Source organism: Limnohabitans planktonicus II-D5 (assembly GCF_001270065.2).
GTDB lineage: Bacteria > Pseudomonadota > Gammaproteobacteria > Burkholderiales > Burkholderiaceae_C > Limnohabitans_A > Limnohabitans_A planktonicus.
Genome location: NZ_LFYT02000006.1, coordinates 105671 through 122226, shown reverse-complemented (window position 1 = coordinate 122226; position 16556 = coordinate 105671). Strand labels below are relative to the sequence as shown.

15 protein-coding genes are annotated in these 16556 nt (G+C 61.3%); 1 reads left to right on the top strand and 14 read right to left on the bottom strand.

Annotated elements, in window-relative coordinates; all coding sequences use genetic code 11:
- Position 1: 1 nt before the first annotated feature.
- The 10 genes from H663_RS27575 to H663_RS27530 all read right to left on the bottom strand — a co-directional run bounded on the left by H663_RS27575 (position 2) and on the right by H663_RS27530 (position 11453).
- Positions 2–886: a branched-chain amino acid ABC transporter permease gene (locus tag H663_RS27575; protein WP_053170639.1), complete on the bottom strand. Its 885-nt coding sequence runs from the start codon at positions 884–886 to the stop codon at positions 2–4.
- Positions 883–1824, bottom strand: a complete 942-nt coding sequence (locus tag H663_RS27570; protein ID WP_053170636.1) for a winged helix-turn-helix transcriptional regulator — start codon at positions 1822–1824, stop codon at positions 883–885. The genes H663_RS27575 and H663_RS27570 overlap by 4 nt, the downstream gene beginning before the upstream one ends.
- Positions 1825–1864: 40 nt before the next feature.
- Entirely contained in the window at positions 1865–3064 is a 1200-nt protein-coding gene (locus tag H663_RS27565; protein ID WP_053170633.1) for an acetyl-CoA C-acyltransferase, read from the bottom strand.
- On the bottom strand, positions 3061–4035 hold the full coding sequence (locus H663_RS27560) for a DUF1295 domain-containing protein (protein ID WP_053170630.1): 975 nt from the start codon (positions 4033–4035) through the stop codon (positions 3061–3063). Before H663_RS27560 ends, H663_RS27565 begins: the two co-directional genes overlap by 4 nt.
- Positions 4032–5270: an acetyl-CoA acetyltransferase gene (locus tag H663_RS27555; RefSeq protein ID WP_053170627.1), complete on the bottom strand. Its 1239-nt coding sequence runs from the start codon at positions 5268–5270 to the stop codon at positions 4032–4034. Before H663_RS27555 ends, H663_RS27560 begins: the two co-directional genes overlap by 4 nt.
- On the bottom strand, positions 5267–6241 hold the full coding sequence (locus H663_RS27550) for an NAD(P)H-dependent flavin oxidoreductase (RefSeq protein WP_053170624.1): 975 nt from the start codon (positions 6239–6241) through the stop codon (positions 5267–5269). Before H663_RS27550 ends, H663_RS27555 begins: the two co-directional genes overlap by 4 nt.
- A complete protein-coding gene (gene paaN, locus H663_RS27545; protein WP_083451077.1) occupies positions 6238–7938 on the bottom strand; it encodes a phenylacetic acid degradation protein PaaN in 1701 nt (566 codons plus the stop codon). The genes H663_RS27550 and paaN overlap by 4 nt, the downstream gene beginning before the upstream one ends.
- The gene (locus H663_RS27540; protein WP_053171598.1) at positions 7938–8402 is read right to left on the bottom strand and encodes a lipocalin-like domain-containing protein; all 465 of its coding nucleotides are present in this window, start codon (positions 8400–8402) and stop codon (positions 7938–7940) included. The genes paaN and H663_RS27540 overlap by 1 nt, the downstream gene beginning before the upstream one ends.
- 16 nt (positions 8403–8418) lie before the next feature.
- Positions 8419–9894: a carotenoid oxygenase family protein gene (locus H663_RS27535; protein ID WP_053170621.1), complete on the bottom strand. Its 1476-nt coding sequence runs from the start codon at positions 9892–9894 to the stop codon at positions 8419–8421.
- 62 nt (positions 9895–9956) lie between these two features.
- Positions 9957–11453: a carotenoid oxygenase family protein gene (locus H663_RS27530; protein WP_053170618.1), complete on the bottom strand. Its 1497-nt coding sequence runs from the start codon at positions 11451–11453 to the stop codon at positions 9957–9959.
- A 198-nt stretch (positions 11454–11651) separates the two neighbouring features.
- Here H663_RS27530 and H663_RS27525 point away from each other — a divergent pair, with 198 nt between their 5' ends.
- The gene (locus H663_RS27525) at positions 11652–12551 is read left to right on the top strand and encodes an SDR family NAD(P)-dependent oxidoreductase (protein WP_053170615.1); all 900 of its coding nucleotides are present in this window, start codon (positions 11652–11654) and stop codon (positions 12549–12551) included.
- A gap of 158 nt (positions 12552–12709) precedes the next feature.
- Here H663_RS27525 and ureG read toward each other — a convergent pair whose 3' ends face one another.
- The 4 genes from ureG to ureC form a co-directional block, all read right to left on the bottom strand.
- Complete coding sequence (gene ureG, locus H663_RS27520) at positions 12710–13366, bottom strand: urease accessory protein UreG (RefSeq protein ID WP_053170611.1); 657 nt, start codon at positions 13364–13366, stop codon at positions 12710–12712.
- A complete protein-coding gene (locus H663_RS27515) occupies positions 13363–14052 on the bottom strand; it encodes an urease accessory protein UreF (RefSeq protein ID WP_053171596.1) in 690 nt (229 codons plus the stop codon). The genes ureG and H663_RS27515 overlap by 4 nt, the downstream gene beginning before the upstream one ends.
- Positions 14042–14737 carry an urease accessory protein UreE gene (gene ureE / locus H663_RS27510; protein WP_205872691.1) on the bottom strand — a complete coding sequence of 232 codons (696 nt, stop codon included), beginning with the start codon at positions 14735–14737 and terminating at the stop codon, positions 14042–14044. The genes H663_RS27515 and ureE overlap by 11 nt, the downstream gene beginning before the upstream one ends.
- 100 nt (positions 14738–14837) lie before the next feature.
- Entirely contained in the window at positions 14838–16556 is a 1719-nt protein-coding gene (gene ureC / locus H663_RS27505; protein ID WP_053170608.1) for an urease subunit alpha, read from the bottom strand.

Here is a 16556-nt window from a genome sequence, read left to right as displayed (position 1 = left end):
TTCAGACACGTCGGCCATGGGCTTCGCCCAACAAGCCATGGGGACGCACAATGAGCACGGCAATCAGCACCAGATAGGCCACGATGTCTTTGGTGCCATCGGGCATGTAGACACCGGCGTACTGCTCGATCAGGCCAATCAGAAGACCGCCCACGATCGCGCCAGGAATGCTGCCAAAGCCACCCAGCACCAGGGCCGACAAGGCCTTGAGGGTGACAAACCACAAGCTGATGTCCACCAAGGTGATGGGTGCCAACAGCACACCTGCAAAGGCCGCCGTGACGCCGCCCAGCGCCCAGACCATGGAGTTCACGCGCTTGACGCGCACGCCGTTCAGGTAAGCGGCCAGTTGGTTTTGTGAAGCCGCCTGCATGGCCACACCGAGTCGGGTGAAGCGGAAAAAGAAGAACAGCACCAAGGTCACCATCATGGACACGCCCAGAATGACCAATTGCAAGTTGGCAATCGACACGCCGGCCAATTGCGTGCTTTGCTGGCTCCAGGGTGTGGGGTAGTTGCGTGACTCGGAGCCAAACAGCATGCTCACAGCACCCCGGATCATGAAGGCCAGTGCAATGGTCAACATCACCCCCGCAAATTGCGGCTGGCCTGCAATGCGACGAATGACCAAGGCATCCAGTGCAAACGCAAACAGGGCCACGCCCACCACGGTGATCATCAAGGCCAGCCAAAACGGCAAGCCCCACACCGTGATCAAGCCCCAGGCACTGAAGGCCGAGACCACCAGCAAGTCGCCATGGGCAAAGTTGAGCACTTCAGTGGCTTTGTAAATCAGCACAATGCCCAGCGCGACCAGCGCATAGATGGCCCCCACGGCGATGCCGTTGACGGTCAGCTGGGCAAAGGTTAGCCAAAAATCATTCATGGCGTTTTTCCATTGGATGTCGGGAAGGAGACTTCCCAGGGGTTCAGGTTCTGGTGGCAGTGATCACACGCCACCATGGGGAAGAAGCGGTGTTGGCACGCGCGATGGCGGGGGCGAATCGAACTTTGCTCGTGCAAATGCGATTCACTGGCCCAGTTGGACAGGCACACGATGTAGCCAAACAAATCCCGGCTGCTGGGGGTCAGCCGGTACAGCCTGCGGCGGCCGTCCTGTGCATCGGTTTCGCAGCTGAGCAAGTGGGACTCGACCATGTCCGAGAGGCGGCGCGACAGGACTTTGGGCCCGATGCCGAGCACATGGGTGATTTGGTCAAAGTAGTGACAGCCGAGCACCACCGCCGTGAGGATCAGCAAACTCCATCGGTCCACGCGCAAACCCAGGCTCATGTCGCGGGCCTCACGCACGGACATCCGTGGGGTGCGAAGCCCCTCCAGCGGTTCATGTCGCAGGCGGGGGTTGGGCACGAGGCTGTAGTCCAGGTCCTTCATGCTGATCTTTTCACCACATGCTTTGCAGCACAGCACGGGATTGAAGTGGTGCTCACAGGTCTGGTGGAAAAGTTTTTTGGGCAGGTCTTGCGAGCGCTTGCCCCATTTCTTTTCCCAAGCCCAAATCATCAGGGTGGCGTCGTACAAACCCAGACCTTTGCGGGTCAGGTGGTATTCATGGCGCGGCGGGTTGCCCTGGTAAAGGCGTGGTTTGATCACCCCTATCTCCACCAGCGAGTGCAAACGGTCTGACAAAGTGGGTCGAGGGATGTTGGAAAAGCTTTGCAACTCATCAAACCGCCTGATGCCCAGAAAAGCCGACAGCATGACCTGCACCGTCCAGCGGTCACCCAAGACCTTCAGGCCGTGGCTGAGCGTGCTGGAGGCCAGCGCGGCGTGCGTCAGTTCCAGGTCGGGGTTGCTGATCATGGGTTCACTGGTGTGCGAGTGAGGGTGCAGGTGAGGGCGATCAGACGCGCTCAATCACCATGGCCACAGCCAGGCCTGCGGCACCGCACAGGCTGATCACGGCACGGCGCGCTTGCCTAGCTTCCAACTCGTCCAGCGCCATGCCCACCAAGGCGCTGCCGGTCGAGCCCATGGCATGGCCCAGGGCAATGGCACCACCATTCACGTTGAGCTTGTCGTGTGGCACGTTCAGGTGCTTCATGTAGTGCAGCATGAGCGAGGCAAAAGCTTCATTGACTTCGAACAGGTCGATGTCCTGCACGGTCAGGCCCGCCAGGGCCAGGGCCTTTTCGGTGGCTTGCACCGCCCCTGTCAGCGCCAAGGTGCGGTCCACGCTCACGGTGGCGGTGGCCAGGATGCGTGCTCGCGCTTTCAGCCCCATACGCTTTGCAGCAGCAGGGCTGGCGAGCAAAACGGCCGAGGCCCCATCGGCCATGGTGGGGGAGTTGCCGGCGTGCTGCACATGGTTAACGTGACCCAGGCCATAGCGTTGGCACATGAGCTTGTCGATGCCGTATTTCTCGGCCATGGCCGCGAATGCGGGCGTCAATTGACCGAGAGTCTCGAGTGTGGTCTGCGCCCTGGGCGTTTCATCTTGAGCCAGCAGCACAGCGCCATCGGCACCGTGTACGGGTGTCACGGACTTGTAGCGGCCTTGCTGCAGGGCGGCCACGGCACGTTGCTGAGAAGCCAGGGCGTAGGCATCACATTGGGCGCGGTCAAAACCTTCCATCGTGGCAATGGTGTCGGCTGAAATGCCGATGGGCACCAGCATGGTCTGTTGCTGGAATTCGAAGTCGTGCGTCAGGGGGCCCTGGTCAGAGGCCATGGGCACGCGCGACATCATCTCCACACCACCCCCCACAGCCAAGCTGTCGTTGTCCATGGCCTGCTGTGCAGCCAAATGAACAGCGCTCAGGCCCGAGGCGCAATAGCGGTTGATGCTCAGGCCGGGCACCTGGTCGCTCCAGCCTGCCCGCACCAGGGCGAGTTTGCCGATGTTGGCACCTTGATCGGCCGTTTGCGTGACGCAGCCGATGATGGCGTCACTCACCTGCGCCGTATCGATGCCGGTTTGCTGGGCCAGTGCCTTGAGTTGCTGGGCCAGCAAATCCACGGGTTTGAGGCTGCGCAGCGCGCCTTTGTCATTGCCTCGCCCCCGGGGGGTGCGCAGGGCTTCGATGATGAGAGCTTGGCTCATGCTGTGTCCTTGAGTTGAGATGTCTTGGCCGGGAGGCGCGGAAAAAATGCCGGCACATTGGCGCAATAGGCGGCGTAGCCGGGTTTGCTTTTCGCCATGTGGCGTTCCATGAGCGAGGTGGCTGATCCTTTGTTCATGAACCAGGTCACGTAAGCCGCTGGGACCACCGACAGCCAGCCCCAAGGATGGGACAGCGCGAACACGCTGTAGCCCCACCACATGCAGGTCTGACCAAAATAGTTGGGATGGCGCGTCAGGGCCCAAAAGCCCGTGTTGAGCAATTGAGACTTGTCTGTGCGCAGGCGCTTGAACCGGGTCAGCTGCCAGTCCGCACCGGCTTCGAACACAAAACCAACCAACCAGACCAAGGCACCCGCCACATGCCAAAAGCCAATGGGGCCAGGAGAGGTCATGCCAAACAACAAGGGAATGGCCCACACCCAGACCACCACGCCTTGCAGCAAAAAGACCTGGAAATAACTCCACCACCAAAAGCGTGCGCCTGAGCGCTGACGCCAGCGGGCATAGCGGGGGTCTTCACCGTGCGGCAGATTGCGCCACAGAATGTAGAGCGAATAACGGCCGAAACCCACCGTGGCCATGGCCAGCAAAAGCAGATGCGATGCCTGCCCGTCAGCCCCCAAATGCTGGTAAAGCCACCAGGGTGCGGCCAACAACAGCAGGCCGTAGGCGATGTCCATGATGCTGGCATCGCGTTTGATCAGGCTGATGACCCACACCACGGTCAGCCAGATCCACAGCCAAAGGCCTAACTGTAAAAAATCAGCCAAAAAATCCGGGGCCAGTTGGCCGCTGGCCGCCACGGCCACCACGCCCAAGGGCAGCACAGGGTAGGCCCGGTCAATCCAGCGGATGTTTTCGCGCGGCATGGCCCAAAGCCACACGGCGGCGAGCAAGGCCCAAACCACCAAAAGGATTTGACCGTGCTGTAGCCATAAAGAATGGATCATGCTTGTCCAGCCTCCACCACAAAACTCACCACGGTGGCGCAAGAGCCACCGATGTTCAAGGTTTGGATGCGCTTGGCGCCTTCAATCTGACAGGCCTGGGCTTGGCCGGTGACTTGGCGCGTGGCATCCCACAGCATGCGTGTGCCGGTAGCCCCCACCGGGTGGCCACAGCCAATCAGACCGCCACTCATGTTCACGGGGCAGCGTCCCCCTGGGGCAATCGTGCCGTCTTCGACCGCTTGCCAGCTTTGGCCGGGGGCCGTCAGGCCCAGGTGGTCAATGGCCATGTACTCGGTGGTGGTGAAGCAGTCGTGGGTTTCAATGCCGCTCATCGCGTCAATGCCCGACACACCTGCACGACGCCAGGCGTCTTCGATGGTTTGCCGCACATGCGGAAAAATAAAAGTCTGGCCTTGGCTGCGTTCGATCTTGTCGCGCAGGCGCAGACCCGCGTTGCGATGGCCCCAGCCAGCGATGCGGGCGAGTTGGTCCAGGCCATGGCCGCGTTTTTGGGCATAGGCCTGGGCAAAACGGGCGGAAGCCAACACCACAGCGCAGGCCCCATCGGTGATCTGGCCGCAGTCCTGGCGGCGTGTGCCAGGCTCGATGATGGGATTGGCTTGGTCATCATCGGTGAAGCTCAGGGCATCGAATTGCCAAGCGCGGGTTTGCGCCAGGGGGTTGCGCTTGGCGTTGCCGTAGTTGATTTCGGCAATGCGGTTCAGGTGCTTGCGGTCCAGACCGTAGCGGCGTTCGTATTCTTGTGCCAATAGGCCAAAAGCGGCGGGCCACATGTACGTGCAATCAATGTCTTCGTGCCCCTGCCAGGCGGCAGCATTCTGGTTGACCGAGGCCACATTGCCAGGGGTGTTTTTGAATTCCTCGACGCCCATCACCAGCACACAGTCGTAACGGCCCGCTTCGATTTCGGCCATGGCCGCCAACACACCCAGAGACGAAGAAGCGCAGGCACCTTCATGACGCATGGCCGGCACACCCCAGAGTTCGGGGGTCATTTGCGCCACCATGGAGCCCAGATGGGCTTGCTGGCGTTGCAGTTCACCAAAGGCATTGCCCACATGGATGCTCTCGATGGCCGAGGTGTCGAGGCCAGCATGGTCCAGCACGCCTTGCGTGGCTTCTTGCACCATGTCAGAGATGTCCTGACCCTGGCGTGACCAGGACTTGGCGAAGTCGGACTGGTAGCCGCCCAAAATGTAAACGGGTGCGCTCATTGGAAACTCCTTTGGGGGTAGGGCAGGGCTTGCAAGCGCTGCATGGCGGTGGTGTATTCGAGGGACAACTGATCGACGATGCTGGCCATGGGGGCGGTTTGGTGGATGGTGCCCAGGCCCTGCCCTGCGGCCCAAACGTCCAGCCACTTCTTGCCCGCAAAGGAAGCGCTGCTGTCGTATTGGCGCGAAGGCGCGTCGGGCATGTTGTCCGGGTCCAGGCCGTTCAGTCGCAGCGAGGGCTTGAGCCAACTGGCCGAGGTGCCGGTCACCCCGGCGCTCACGATCAGGTCGTCCACCGTGCTGTCAACGACCATTTGTTTGTAGGCCTCGGGCGCCATGCTCTCAAGGGCAGGAATGAAGCGCGTGCCCATGTACACATAATCAGCCCCTGCTGCGATGGCCCCAGCAATGCCCCAGCCGTCGCTGATGCCGCCGCCCAAAACCACCTCGCCATCGAAGAACTCGCGGATGGCGCTGACAAACGCAAATGGTGACAAAAAGCCGGTGTGGCCACCTGCACCCGCCGAGACGCAAGCCAGGCCATCGGCCCCGGCCTTGACGGCTTTTTGGGCCAGCGTCAGGTTGATGACGTCGGCGAACACCCGGCCGCCATAGCCCTGCACCACCTCGATGGCGGGTTTGGGGCTGCCCAAGGCCGTGACCACCACGGGCGGTTTGTAGCGGGCAATCAACTCCAGGTCTTGTGCCAGGCGGGTGTTGGACGAGTGGGTGACGAGGTTGGCGCACCAAGGGCCCACGGTGTCTGCACCTTGCACATCACGGGCAGCCGCCAAGCCTTCGGTGATGGTTTTCATCCACTCATCGAGTTTTTCAATAGGCCGTGCATTGGGGGTGGGAAAGGCCCCCACAATGCCCGCCTTGCAAGCGGCCATGACCATCTCGGGGCCCGAGATCAAAAACATCGGCGCAGCAAACACCGGCAGTCGCAGGGGCAGGCGCGGGTGGGTCATGGGGTGGAGCCACTTTCTGGTGTGACCGGGCGGCGCGACTGCACAATGCCAAACCGACCGGCCACAAATGCCAAGTTGGTCAGCGTCGCATTGCCTGCCGGGTTCAGGCCCGTGACGTGGTAATCGCTGTAAGCCGCTGCAAAGTTCAAAGGCATCGCCCCCACCAGGTTGATGGTCAGCTGCGCGCCTGCGCGGGCATAGGCGGCCTCGGCTTGGGCGATGAAGTCTTCGCGCGTGGAATACAAAAATGCGGTCAAACCGCCTTGGCTGCGGGCGTCTTGCGTGGCTTGTTTCAGCGCGTCTTGTGCGTCCTCGCACGCGATGACAAAACTGATCGGGCCGAAACGCTCTTCGGCGTACAGGTCACGCTCGCGCGTGCTGACCTGCAGCATGAGTGGCGTGCTGGTGCGGGCGTCCGGAAATTCAGGGTGTGTGTAGGGCTGGGGTGACAGCAACACCTGGCCACGCTGCTGTCCTTGCGCTTGCAGCTCTTGCAGCAAAGCCAAGGTTTGTGGCGACTGGATGGTGGCCAAAATCATGGACGCTTTTTTCGGGTCCGAGGTCAGGGCCTGCACGGCCGTGGCCAGCCGTTGGGCGACCTCGTGGAAGGGCACCGTGCCTGTCGGTGTGTTCACGCCCGACTGGGGGATGTAGATGTTTTGCGGGCTGGTGCACATTTGCGCGCTGAACAGGCACATGGTGGTGGCCAGATTGCGCAAAGCCGCGTCCAGGTCTTGCGCCGATTCCAGCACCACGGTGTTGCAACCGGCTGTTTCGGTGAAGGCCAATGCGGGGTGGGCGTTTTGTTCCACCCATTGGCCAAAACGCACACTGCCGGTGAAGTCCACGATGGCCGTTTTGGGGTGTTTGATCAGCACTTTGCCAATCGGCTCGCTGGTCGTGTCGATGGCCAGGGTCACCAGGTTGGGGTCAAAGCCTGCCGCCTGCAGCACCTGGCGAAAGGCCTTGACCGTGATGGCCATGGGCAACACGGTGGCCGGGTGGGGTTTGAGGATCACCGGGTTGCCGGTGGCCAAGCTCGCCATCATGGAGGGCCAGGCGTTCCAGGTGGGAAAACTCGCGCAGGAAAAACACACGGCCGTGCCACGGGGCACCAGGCGGTAGGTCTTTTGCAAGTGGATCTCAGAGCTGCCAAAGCGCCTGGACCAGTGTGCCGAAGGGGCCACCGAACGCATGGCTTGTTCGGAATACACCAAGGCTTCAATGCTGCGGTCGAGCGCGTTCACGCCCGAGCCGGCATAGGCCATGTTGTAGCTTTGCCCTGCGGTGTGCATGACTGCGTGCAAGACCTCAAACAGGTGGTCACGGTACAAAACTTCGAGCACTTCCATCAGCACGCCGATGCGCTGCGTGTAAGGCGCTTGTGCCCAGCTGTCCATCGCTTTTTCGGCCGCGTCGAACAGGGTGTTGATGTCCGATTGCGGGTAGACCACACCCAGCGCTTGCTGGGTGTAAGGCGATATTTCTTCGCCGATCCAGTTCGTGATGCCGGGTTGGTCCAGTTCAAACCGGCCGTTTTTCAGGTGCTGTTCGAAAGCGGCAAGGCCAGCGCTTTTGGCATGCGCAGCCTCGGGGTACTTGTCGGGCATTTCCGGGTAAGGACTCCAGCAGTGGCGCGTGGCACAGGCTTGCTGGGCCTGCTCAAAGCGGGCTTGGTGCTTTTCGAAGAGGGTCATCAACGTCTCCAGATCAGTCGGTGGTGGCGCAAGGTGGTGCTGCCGGGCACCGGGTCGGATGCCGACAGGGTCAGCGTGCCATCGGCTGCAAAGTCCATGTTGCGAATTTGGTCGCTGCCCACAAAATTGGGGTTCAGCGCATGGCTGACGTGGTGAACCACTTGGGCCCGGCCTTCGTGTTGACGCACTTCATAACGCCCGGCGTACTGAAAGAAACTCTCAAACGCGGCCAGGCGTTCGGCCTCAGGCGCGCTGCGCACGCTGGCGCTGGACAAGGGCACACGGCCTGCGCGGGCAATGCAAGCGGCCATGCCGCCGTCGTGTGTGTACTGGATCAGGCCGGTGGCATCCGGGCCAAAGGGGTAGGTGGTGGGGCGACCATCGTCGTAGGTGATTTCCCAGCGCACCAAGGTCCAAACGCCGTGCAGGTCTTGCGCCGTGGGGGGTTTGACAGCTGTGTTCATCTGCTGCGCCATGCCATCAAGCGGTGGGCAAGAGGGATTCACGCACCCAGGTGCTGTGAAAGCCATGGGGCACGCGCTGCGGCAAGATGACCCGAGCCACCGGCCCATTGCCCACGTGTTGTGCATCGATGATCCAAACTTCCGAGCGGTCTTCCAGGCCGTTCCAGACAAAGCCGATCAGGTAGCCATCGTCTTCTGCCTGCGGGTTGTCACGCGGGGCAAAAGGTGCCTCACTGAACCAGTAACCTTCGCCGGGGTGGTAAGTCACCGCGCTGCCGGTTTCCAGGTCGTACTTGGCCAAACCTGCAAAGTGGGGTTGCTCCACGGTGCGCGCACGGCCCATCAGCACATGGTAGGTGTAGCGGTTTTTGTGGCCTTGGTACCAGGCGTTGATCATCGGGAACTCGGTGTTCAGGATGTCGTCCACCACGCTTTCGCGGGTCTTGCCTGTGGCCAGGTTGAAACGCCATTGGTAGAACTCGTAATCGGTGCCTTGGGTGCCAATGGTGAACAGCAAGCGCTTGACATCCAGGCTGCCGTCAAACTGCTTGGGCATGGTGTAGGGCGTGCCCAGCATCACGATTTCGGTTTCGCCCTTGTCGTTGACTTCTTCCCAAGCGTTGGCCACATGCAGCATGTAGCGAGGGTCGGCTTCAAACCAGCGGATGTCTTGTGCGCTGCCGTGGCGTGGGACGACGGCAAAACGCGACTTCCATTCGGGGTGGAATTCCAGGCTGTAACGACCCGCCTTCAAGGCCTCGGGGTTGTTGATCAACGGGAAGTCATGCAGGATGCTGTAGTTGGCCGTGATGGCCATGTCATGCGGCAAACGGGGGCCCGGCAATTCAACGGGAATCAGGGTTTGCAACTCGCCGTTGGCGCTCATTGCGCCGTAATGCATGTAAGGGTGTTTGTTGCCATAGGCAAAAAACATGTACTCGCCCGTGCGTTCATCCACGCGGGAGTGCGCGGAAATTTGCAAACCCTTCAGTCGTGGATCCGATTCGAGCTTGCCCACGGTCTCCAGCGACAAGGGGTCCACTTGGTAAACCGCGCCGCCCCGGTACCACATGGAGAGCAATTTGCCGTTGTGGTATTTCACATCGGTGTTGGAGGTGTTTTTCAGGGCGTCGTCTGGCAAGACGCCCTCGGGCAAGCGCTGCTTGAGCCCTGGCCGGAGGCTTTCTCCGGCGGCCTGATCGGCCTGCAAGCCTTCGGTGTCGACCCAGCGGTTGCGGTAAGTGACCTGGCCGTTGCGGAAATGGACGGCATGCAACATGCCATCGCCGTCGTACCAGTGGTATTTGCCCTTGGGGGTGAACTGCGGAACGGGTCCGTTGCGCACGTACATGCCGCTGAAGTCTTTGGGAATCTCACCAATCACCTCAAAATCACTGACGACCAACTCTTCCTTGATTGGCGCAAAACCGCCTTGGAGGTTGGGGTTGTCAATGAGGTAAGGGGGTACATCAACCAGTGTTTCAAGTCCCATGGTGTTCTCCGAGCGTGTAAGGGGTGACGGCAAAAAATGAGAGGGTTTTGTGTCGGCGGTGGTCAGCTTGAGCGTGGCTGGCCGGACAGCAAGCCGCCACTTTCCAAATCAGCCCCGCTGGCCCAGCAGGCATGCGTGCCGCTGCACAGTTTGTGCGGCAACTCGATGCGGCAGACTGGGCCGGCTTCAAACTTCTTGGAGTCGATCAGGATGATTTCCGAGCGCTGGGTTTTTTCGTTGGTGATGAAGCTCACCAGGTAACCGTCGTCTTCGTCCTTCGCATTCACGCGCGGGGCAAAGGGTGCTTCGCTGGCGTATTGGCCTTCGGGCAAGCGGATTTCCCAGGAGTCGCCGGTTTGCAAGTCGTGTTTGACATAGCCATGAAACAAGAACCAGCCGGGCACTTGTACGGCGCTGTAGGCGTAACGGTAAGGCTTTGTGGCGTAGCGCTGGTTGAACATGCCGAACTCCAGAATGCGCTCGTCCAGACGCTTTTCCGTGGTCTTGCCGGTTTTCAGGTTGAAGCGCCAGCGGTGCAGGTGGCAGCCCATTTTTTTCTGATCCAGATACGACATCATGCGTTCGTAACCCGCGGGCGCGCCTTCGTAATTGCGCGGCATGGGGTTGTCCTGGAAATAGCCGTCGAGCACGATCTCGTCGCCCTCTTCGTAGGCATTGAGCCAGTGCAGCACAAAGGTGGGGGCGGCTTCAAACCAGACGATGTCTTGGGGCTGGCCGCGCCGTGGAATGATGGCAATGCGTGAGGGCGTGTCTTTGAAAAAGCGCACCACATGCTTGCCTTGTTTCAGCAACTCGGGGTCCCAGTACAGAGGAAAGTCGTTGAGGATGGCGTAGTTTTCGGTGTAAGCCATGTCGTGCGGCAAGCGCGGGCCTGGCAAGGGAATGGGCACGTAATGCACCAGCTTGTCGTGCTTGTCGACCACGCCGTAGTGCATGTAGGGCGCGTGTTTGGAGTAGTTGAAAAACAGCAACTCACCATTGCTTTCGTCCACCTTGCAATGCGCAGAAATGCCGTCGAGCGGCGACCAGGGCGGGATGCCTTCGTGCGTCAGGTTCATCGGATCGACACGGTAGCCTTCGCCGCATTGGTAAAACGTGGTCAAGGCGCGTCCGGCATGCACCACCACATCGGTGCTCGACGAATCCTTGAGGCTGCCGTGAGCGCCCCAGCCTGCGCGCTCGGACAAGGCAGGGTCTTCCATCAGGCCTGCCCACAGGGCGCGCCCGGCTTCGAGTTCGGCTTGCAGGCCCTTGGTTTGGATGAAGCGGTTGCGGTAGCTGACCTTGCCATTTTTGAAAGCGGCCATGTGCAGCATGCCATCGCCATCGAAGGGGTGGTACTTGCCCTTGGCTTGCAAGACCGGGTTTTCGGTGTTGCGCAAATAGACGCCATCGATGTCCAGCGGAATCGTGCCTTCCAGAACCTTCAGGTCGGTCGCGTTGACTTCTTCGAGCAAGGGTGTCCAAGCGCCCTGAAGATAGGGGTGGTCGCCCGGTTCCAAGTCGCTGGTGAGGGTGTTCACAATGTCGATGGTCATCTCGTCCCCAAGTTGATTACTGTCTCTAATGAACTCAGGTTAAGTCAGTTCAGCAAGGAAAGCAATGGGGCTTGAGCGGATGGGTAGTAACGTAGGTGACTACTTAATCGCGCACTTCCCGCATTCAATCCAGTTTGGTTTCACGGGCAGGCCTTGTGCCAGTCCCTGATGCGCCCGGTTTTCGCAAGAGGAGATTTCATGAACCAAGCAAGCCAAGCCACCCCCACCTCCAACGCATTGACAGGGCGTGTGGTCATCGTGACCGGCGCGGGCAAAGGCATCGGCCGGGCGGTCAGCCTGCAATTGGCCAGCCGTGGGGCCAAGGTGCTGGTCAACAACCGGCGTCATCCGGGAGAGCTGGATGAGCAGACCAGTGCCGCACAGGTGGTGGCCATGATCCGCGCGCAAGGCGGGCAAGCGCTTGCCAACCATGACGATGCGCTCGACCCCGATGCAGGCGTTCGCATGGTCGAGCAGGCCATGAACGCATGGGGTCGCCTGGACATGGTGTACGCCAATGCGGCCGTGGCCCAGCAGGCGGCCTTCCATACCCTGAGCCTGAATGAACTCAGAACCATCATCGACTCGGGCGTGGTCAGCACCTTGTCCTTGTTGCACGCGGCCTGGCCCGTGTTCCGTGCCCAGCGCTATGGCCGCGCCCTGGTCAGCACGTCGAGTGCTGGCCGATTTGGCAACCACGGCTTGACGGCTTATGCCGCCTCCAAAGGGGCGATCGAATCCCTGATGCGCTCGCTGGCGCTCGAGGGCGTCAAGCACGGCATCCATTGCAATGCCTTGTCGCCCTATGCGCATTCGCAAATGACCGCATCGCATTTGCCGCCTGCTTGGGCGGATGTGCTGGCCCCCGAAGCGCTGGCCCCAGCAGCGGCCTGGTTGCTCAGTCCCGAGTGCACCATCAACGGCCAGGTGCTGGTGGCGGGTGGGGGGCGTTATGCCAGATCCTGGCCGGTGGAGACCCCGTCGGTGGCGGGTACCGACATGGAGCAGGTCTGGGCGCAATTGTTGGATTTGGAGGGGCAAACCCATGTGGATTCGATCACCGCTTTTCAGTCCTTCATGGCCGATGGTGGCCATTGAGCTGAGGAGGCTGTTTTATTGATGCGGTACGCTGATGTTTGAACCCCGTAGGTCGGTGGCTTCAGCCCCGACATGACTGGCTGCGACTGAGGCTGCATGTCGGGGCTGAAGCCACCGACCTACAACAGCCAATCCTTTGAATTCTTCACGGGGCCGAATCAAAAACTCAGCATGCCGCGCTTTTCGATGAAGGCCACCACTTCGGCCAGGCCGTCCAAGGTTTTCAGGTTGGTCATCACCCAGGGGCGGGTTTCGGGGTTGGGGCGCATGCGCTGGGTGTCGTCGCGCATGACTTGCAAATCGGCCCCCACATGCGGGGCCAGGTCGGTCTTGTTGATGACAAACAAATCGCTCTTGGTGATGCCGGGCCCGCCTTTGCGGGGAATCTTTTCGCCTGCGGCCACGTCGATCACGTAAATCGTCAGGTCGGAGAGTTCCGGGCTGAAGGTGGCGGCCAGGTTGTCGCCACCGCTTTCGATGAACACCACATCGGCATTGGGAAACTTCTCGAGCATGCGGTCGATCGCTTCGAGGTTGATCGAGGCGTCTTCGCGGATGGCGGTGTGGGGGCAGCCGCCGGTTTCTACGCCCATGATGCGTTCCGCTGGCAACGCGCCGCTCACCGTGAGCAAGCGCTGGTCTTCCTTGGTGTAGATGTCGTTGGTGATGGCGATCAGGTCCCAGCGCTCGCGCATGTTTTTGCACAGCATCTCCAGCAGTGTGGTTTTGCCGGAGCCCACAGGCCCGCCAATGCCCACGCGCAGGGGTGGCAGTTTTTTGGTACGGTGGGGGATGTGGTGCAGTGCTGAAGTCATGAGCGGAAGATCCGGGAGTATTGGGTTTCGTGGCGGGACGACAAGATGGCCAGCATGGGGCTGAAGGCTTGGCGGTCTTCATCGTTCAGGTGCAAGGCGGTTTGCACCGCCTGCGGAATTTCGCGGGCCAGCCGCGCCAGCATGCGCTGCCCGGCGCTTTGGCCCAGGGGCACGGCCTTGAGCGCGGCCTGGGTCATGTTTTCGGCCCAGCCAAAGGCGACCGCTTGAAGGGCTTGGTCGAGTGGCGCTTGCGCCAGAGACAAAGCCAGCGCCATGGCCAGCGGGTAAGTGGGGGGCAGTTGGGCGCAGCATTGCAATTGTGCGTCGCTGGCTTGCTGCAGGTTGCGCAGCCAGTCGAGCAAGGAGCGGCCCATCTGCTCGGCTTGCAAGCGCATTTCAGCGGTTTCGCGGGTGGCCATCACCCAGTCGTTCAGCGCTTTCAGGCGTTGCGTGTCCATGCGCTGCCAAGCCGGAATGGCCTGCGCCACCACAGCCATGTCGCCACGCGACTGCGTCAGGTGCAGCTGGTCCACCACCCAATCGGTGGCGCTGGCTTCGTTGTGCACCAGGCCTTGATCGATGGCGGCTTCCAGCCCTTCGGAATACGAGAAGCCACCAATCGGCAGCGCAGGCGAGGCGAGCCAGATCAGTTGCAGCAGGGCCGAGGGCGCGGTCTCAGTGCCCATGACCGCAGCCGGGGCCATGTACGTGCGGTTCAGCAGGCGCGGCGCGGACCGGGATGGCGATGCGCTTGCCTGCTGGCGGTGTTGCTGCCGGGGCCGCATGTTCGTGCTGGCAGTCGGGACCGTGCACATGGGGCTCGGCGTGGGCAGCGTGTGCATGACCCGTATGACCCTGTTCGTGACTGTGACCATGATCATGCCCATGCCCGTGTGAGGACCCGCCATGGTCTCCATAGGCACCGTTTTCGGGCTCAAAGGATTCAGACACCTCGATCACCGTCATGTGCATGGCGCGCAGCATGTCGGCCAGCACATGGTCGGGCTCGATCTTCAGGTGGTCGGGTTGCAGCTCAATCGGCACATGGCGGTTGCCCAAGTGATAGGCGGCGCGGGTCAGGTCAAAGGGCGAGCCGTGTTCTGAGCAAGCAGTGATGCGCAGCACGGCTTGCGGCGCGGCCTCTACCCGCACCAGCGAGCCGTCTTCGGCCACCAACACATCACCGCCGCGCACCACGGTGCCACGGGGCAAAAACACGCCCAGAGCGCGGCCTTGGCTGTCGGTGGCATCAAAGCGGCTTTTTTGGCGGGTGTCCCAGTCCAGGGTGATGGTGGTGGCACGTTGGATCAGTACGCGGGCGAGGCCTCGGCCTTGGGGCATGAGTTTGGAGCAATGGATGAGCGAGGTCATGGGTCTTGGTTTTGCAGGAGCCCACCCCTGTGGGTGATGGTTTTGTGGGGCGTGTGCCACGCCCATCGCCCACGGGGTGGGCTCCTGCATAGAGTTTCTTTCAGAACAAAAAGTAGCGTTGTGTCATGGGCAGGCTGGTGGCCGGTTCGCACACCAGCAGTTGGCCGTCGGCACGCACCGCATAGGTCTGTGCATCGACTTCCATGCGGGGCGCGTAGTCATTGTGGATCATGTCGCGCTTACCCACCTTGCGGATGTTTTTCACGGCCGACAAGGTTTTTTGCAGGCCATAACGTGCACCCACGCCCGCCTGCCAACCCGCTTGCGAGACAAAGGTCAGCGAGCCGCGTGACAGCGCACCGCCAAAGCTGCCAAACATGGGGCGGTAGTGCACCGGTTGTGGTGTAGGGATGGACGCGTTGGGGTCGCCCATGGCGGCCAGCGCGATGAAGCCGCCTTTCATGATGAGGGCGGGTTTGACACCAAAGAAGGCCGGCTTCCAGATCACCAGATCGGCCCACTTGCCCACCTCAATGCTGCCCACTTCATGGCTGATGCCGTGTGCGATGGCGGGGTTGATGGTGTATTTGGCGATGTAGCGTTTCACGCGGGCGTTGTCGTGGCGGTCGGTGTCGCCGGGCAGGCTGCCGCGCTGCTGCTTCATTTTGTGCGCGGTCTGCCAGGTGCGGATGATGACTTCGCCCACCCGCCCCATGGCTTGGCTGTCGCTGCTCATCATGCTGATGGCGCCCAGGTCGTGCAGGATGTCTTCGGCCGCAATCGTTTCCTTGCGGATGCGGCTTTCGGCAAAGGCCAGGTCCTCGGCAATCGCCGGGTCCAGATGGTGGCAGACCATGAGCATGTCCACATGCTCGTCGAGTGTGTTGATGGTGTAGGGGCGTGTGGGGTTGGTCGAAGACGGCAGCACATTGGCTTCGCCCACCACTTTCAAGATGTCGGGCGCGTGCCCACCGCCTGCGCCTTCGGTGTGGAAGGTGTGGATGGTGCGGCCCTTGAAGGCGGCCACGGTGTCTTCCACAAAGCCCGATTCGTTGAGCGTGTCGGTGTGGATGGCCACTTGCGTGTCGGTTTCTTCGGCCACGCTCAGGCAGTTGTCGATGGCCGCAGGCGTGGTGCCCCAGTCTTCGTGGAGCTTGAGGCCAATCGCACCCGCATTGATTTGCTCGTGCAGCGCGGCAGGCAAGCTGGCGTTGCCCTTGCCCAGAAAACCAATGTTCATCGCAAAAGCATCGGCCGCTTGCATCATGCGCTCGATGTTGAAGGGCCCGGGTGTGCAGGTGGTGGCAAAGGTGCCGGTGGCCGGGCCCGTGCCGCCACCCAGCATGGTGGTCACACCGCTGGCCAGGGCCTCGGCAATCTGCTGGGGCGCGATGAAGTGGATGTGTGAGTCGATGCCGCCAGCGGTGACGATCAGGCCTTCGCAGCTGATGATCTCTGTGCCGGGTCCGATGATGATGTCCACCCCCGGCTGTGTGTCAGGGTTGCCCGCCTTGCCAATGGCGGCAATGCGGTTGCCGCGCAGACCGATGTCGGCTTTGACGATGCCCCAGTGGTCGATGATGAGCGCGTTGGTGAGCACGCAGTCCATCGCGCCCTCGGCGTTAGTCCTTTGTGATTGCGACATGCCATCGCGGATGGTCTTGCCGCCGCCGAACTTGACTTCTTCACCGTAGCCGCCCGCTTGCAGGGTGAAGTCCTTTTCGACCTCGATGACCAAAGCCGTGTCGGCCAGGCGAACCCGGTCACCCACTGTGGGGCCGAACATTTCGGCATAAGCGCGTTTGTCGATGTGGGCCAT

Excerpts from the sequence above, each read along its gene's own strand:
- H663_RS27555 (WP_053170627.1), bottom strand. The coding sequence starts at position 5,270 with ATGAGCGCACCCGTTTACATTTTGGGCGGCTACCAGTCCGACTTCGCC.
- ureE (WP_205872691.1), bottom strand. The coding sequence starts at position 14,737 with ATGACCTCGCTCATCCATTGCTCCAAACTCATGCCCCAAGGCCGAGGC.
- H663_RS27525 (WP_053170615.1), top strand. The coding sequence starts at position 11,652 with ATGAACCAAGCAAGCCAAGCCACCCCCACCTCCAACGCATTGACAGGG.
- H663_RS27565 (WP_053170633.1), bottom strand. The coding sequence starts at position 3,064 with ATGAGCCAAGCTCTCATCATCGAAGCCCTGCGCACCCCCCGGGGGCGA.
- ureC (WP_053170608.1), bottom strand. The coding sequence starts at position 16,556 with ATGGCCCACATCGACAAACGCGCTTATGCCGAAATGTTCGGCCCCACA.
- H663_RS27575 (WP_053170639.1), bottom strand. The coding sequence starts at position 886 with ATGAATGATTTTTGGCTAACCTTTGCCCAGCTGACCGTCAACGGCATC.
- ureG (WP_053170611.1), bottom strand. The coding sequence starts at position 13,366 with ATGACTTCAGCACTGCACCACATCCCCCACCGTACCAAAAAACTGCCA.
- H663_RS27560 (WP_053170630.1), bottom strand. The coding sequence starts at position 4,035 with ATGATCCATTCTTTATGGCTACAGCACGGTCAAATCCTTTTGGTGGTT.
- H663_RS27540 (WP_053171598.1), bottom strand. The coding sequence starts at position 8,402 with ATGAACACAGCTGTCAAACCCCCCACGGCGCAAGACCTGCACGGCGTT.
- H663_RS27550 (WP_053170624.1), bottom strand. The coding sequence starts at position 6,241 with ATGACCCACCCGCGCCTGCCCCTGCGACTGCCGGTGTTTGCTGCGCCG.
- H663_RS27535 (WP_053170621.1), bottom strand. The coding sequence starts at position 9,894 with ATGGGACTTGAAACACTGGTTGATGTACCCCCTTACCTCATTGACAAC.
- H663_RS27570 (WP_053170636.1), bottom strand. The coding sequence starts at position 1,824 with ATGATCAGCAACCCCGACCTGGAACTGACGCACGCCGCGCTGGCCTCC.
- H663_RS27530 (WP_053170618.1), bottom strand. The coding sequence starts at position 11,453 with ATGACCATCGACATTGTGAACACCCTCACCAGCGACTTGGAACCGGGC.
- H663_RS27515 (WP_053171596.1), bottom strand. The coding sequence starts at position 14,052 with ATGGGCACTGAGACCGCGCCCTCGGCCCTGCTGCAACTGATCTGGCTC.
- paaN (WP_083451077.1), bottom strand. The coding sequence starts at position 7,938 with ATGACCCTCTTCGAAAAGCACCAAGCCCGCTTTGAGCAGGCCCAGCAA.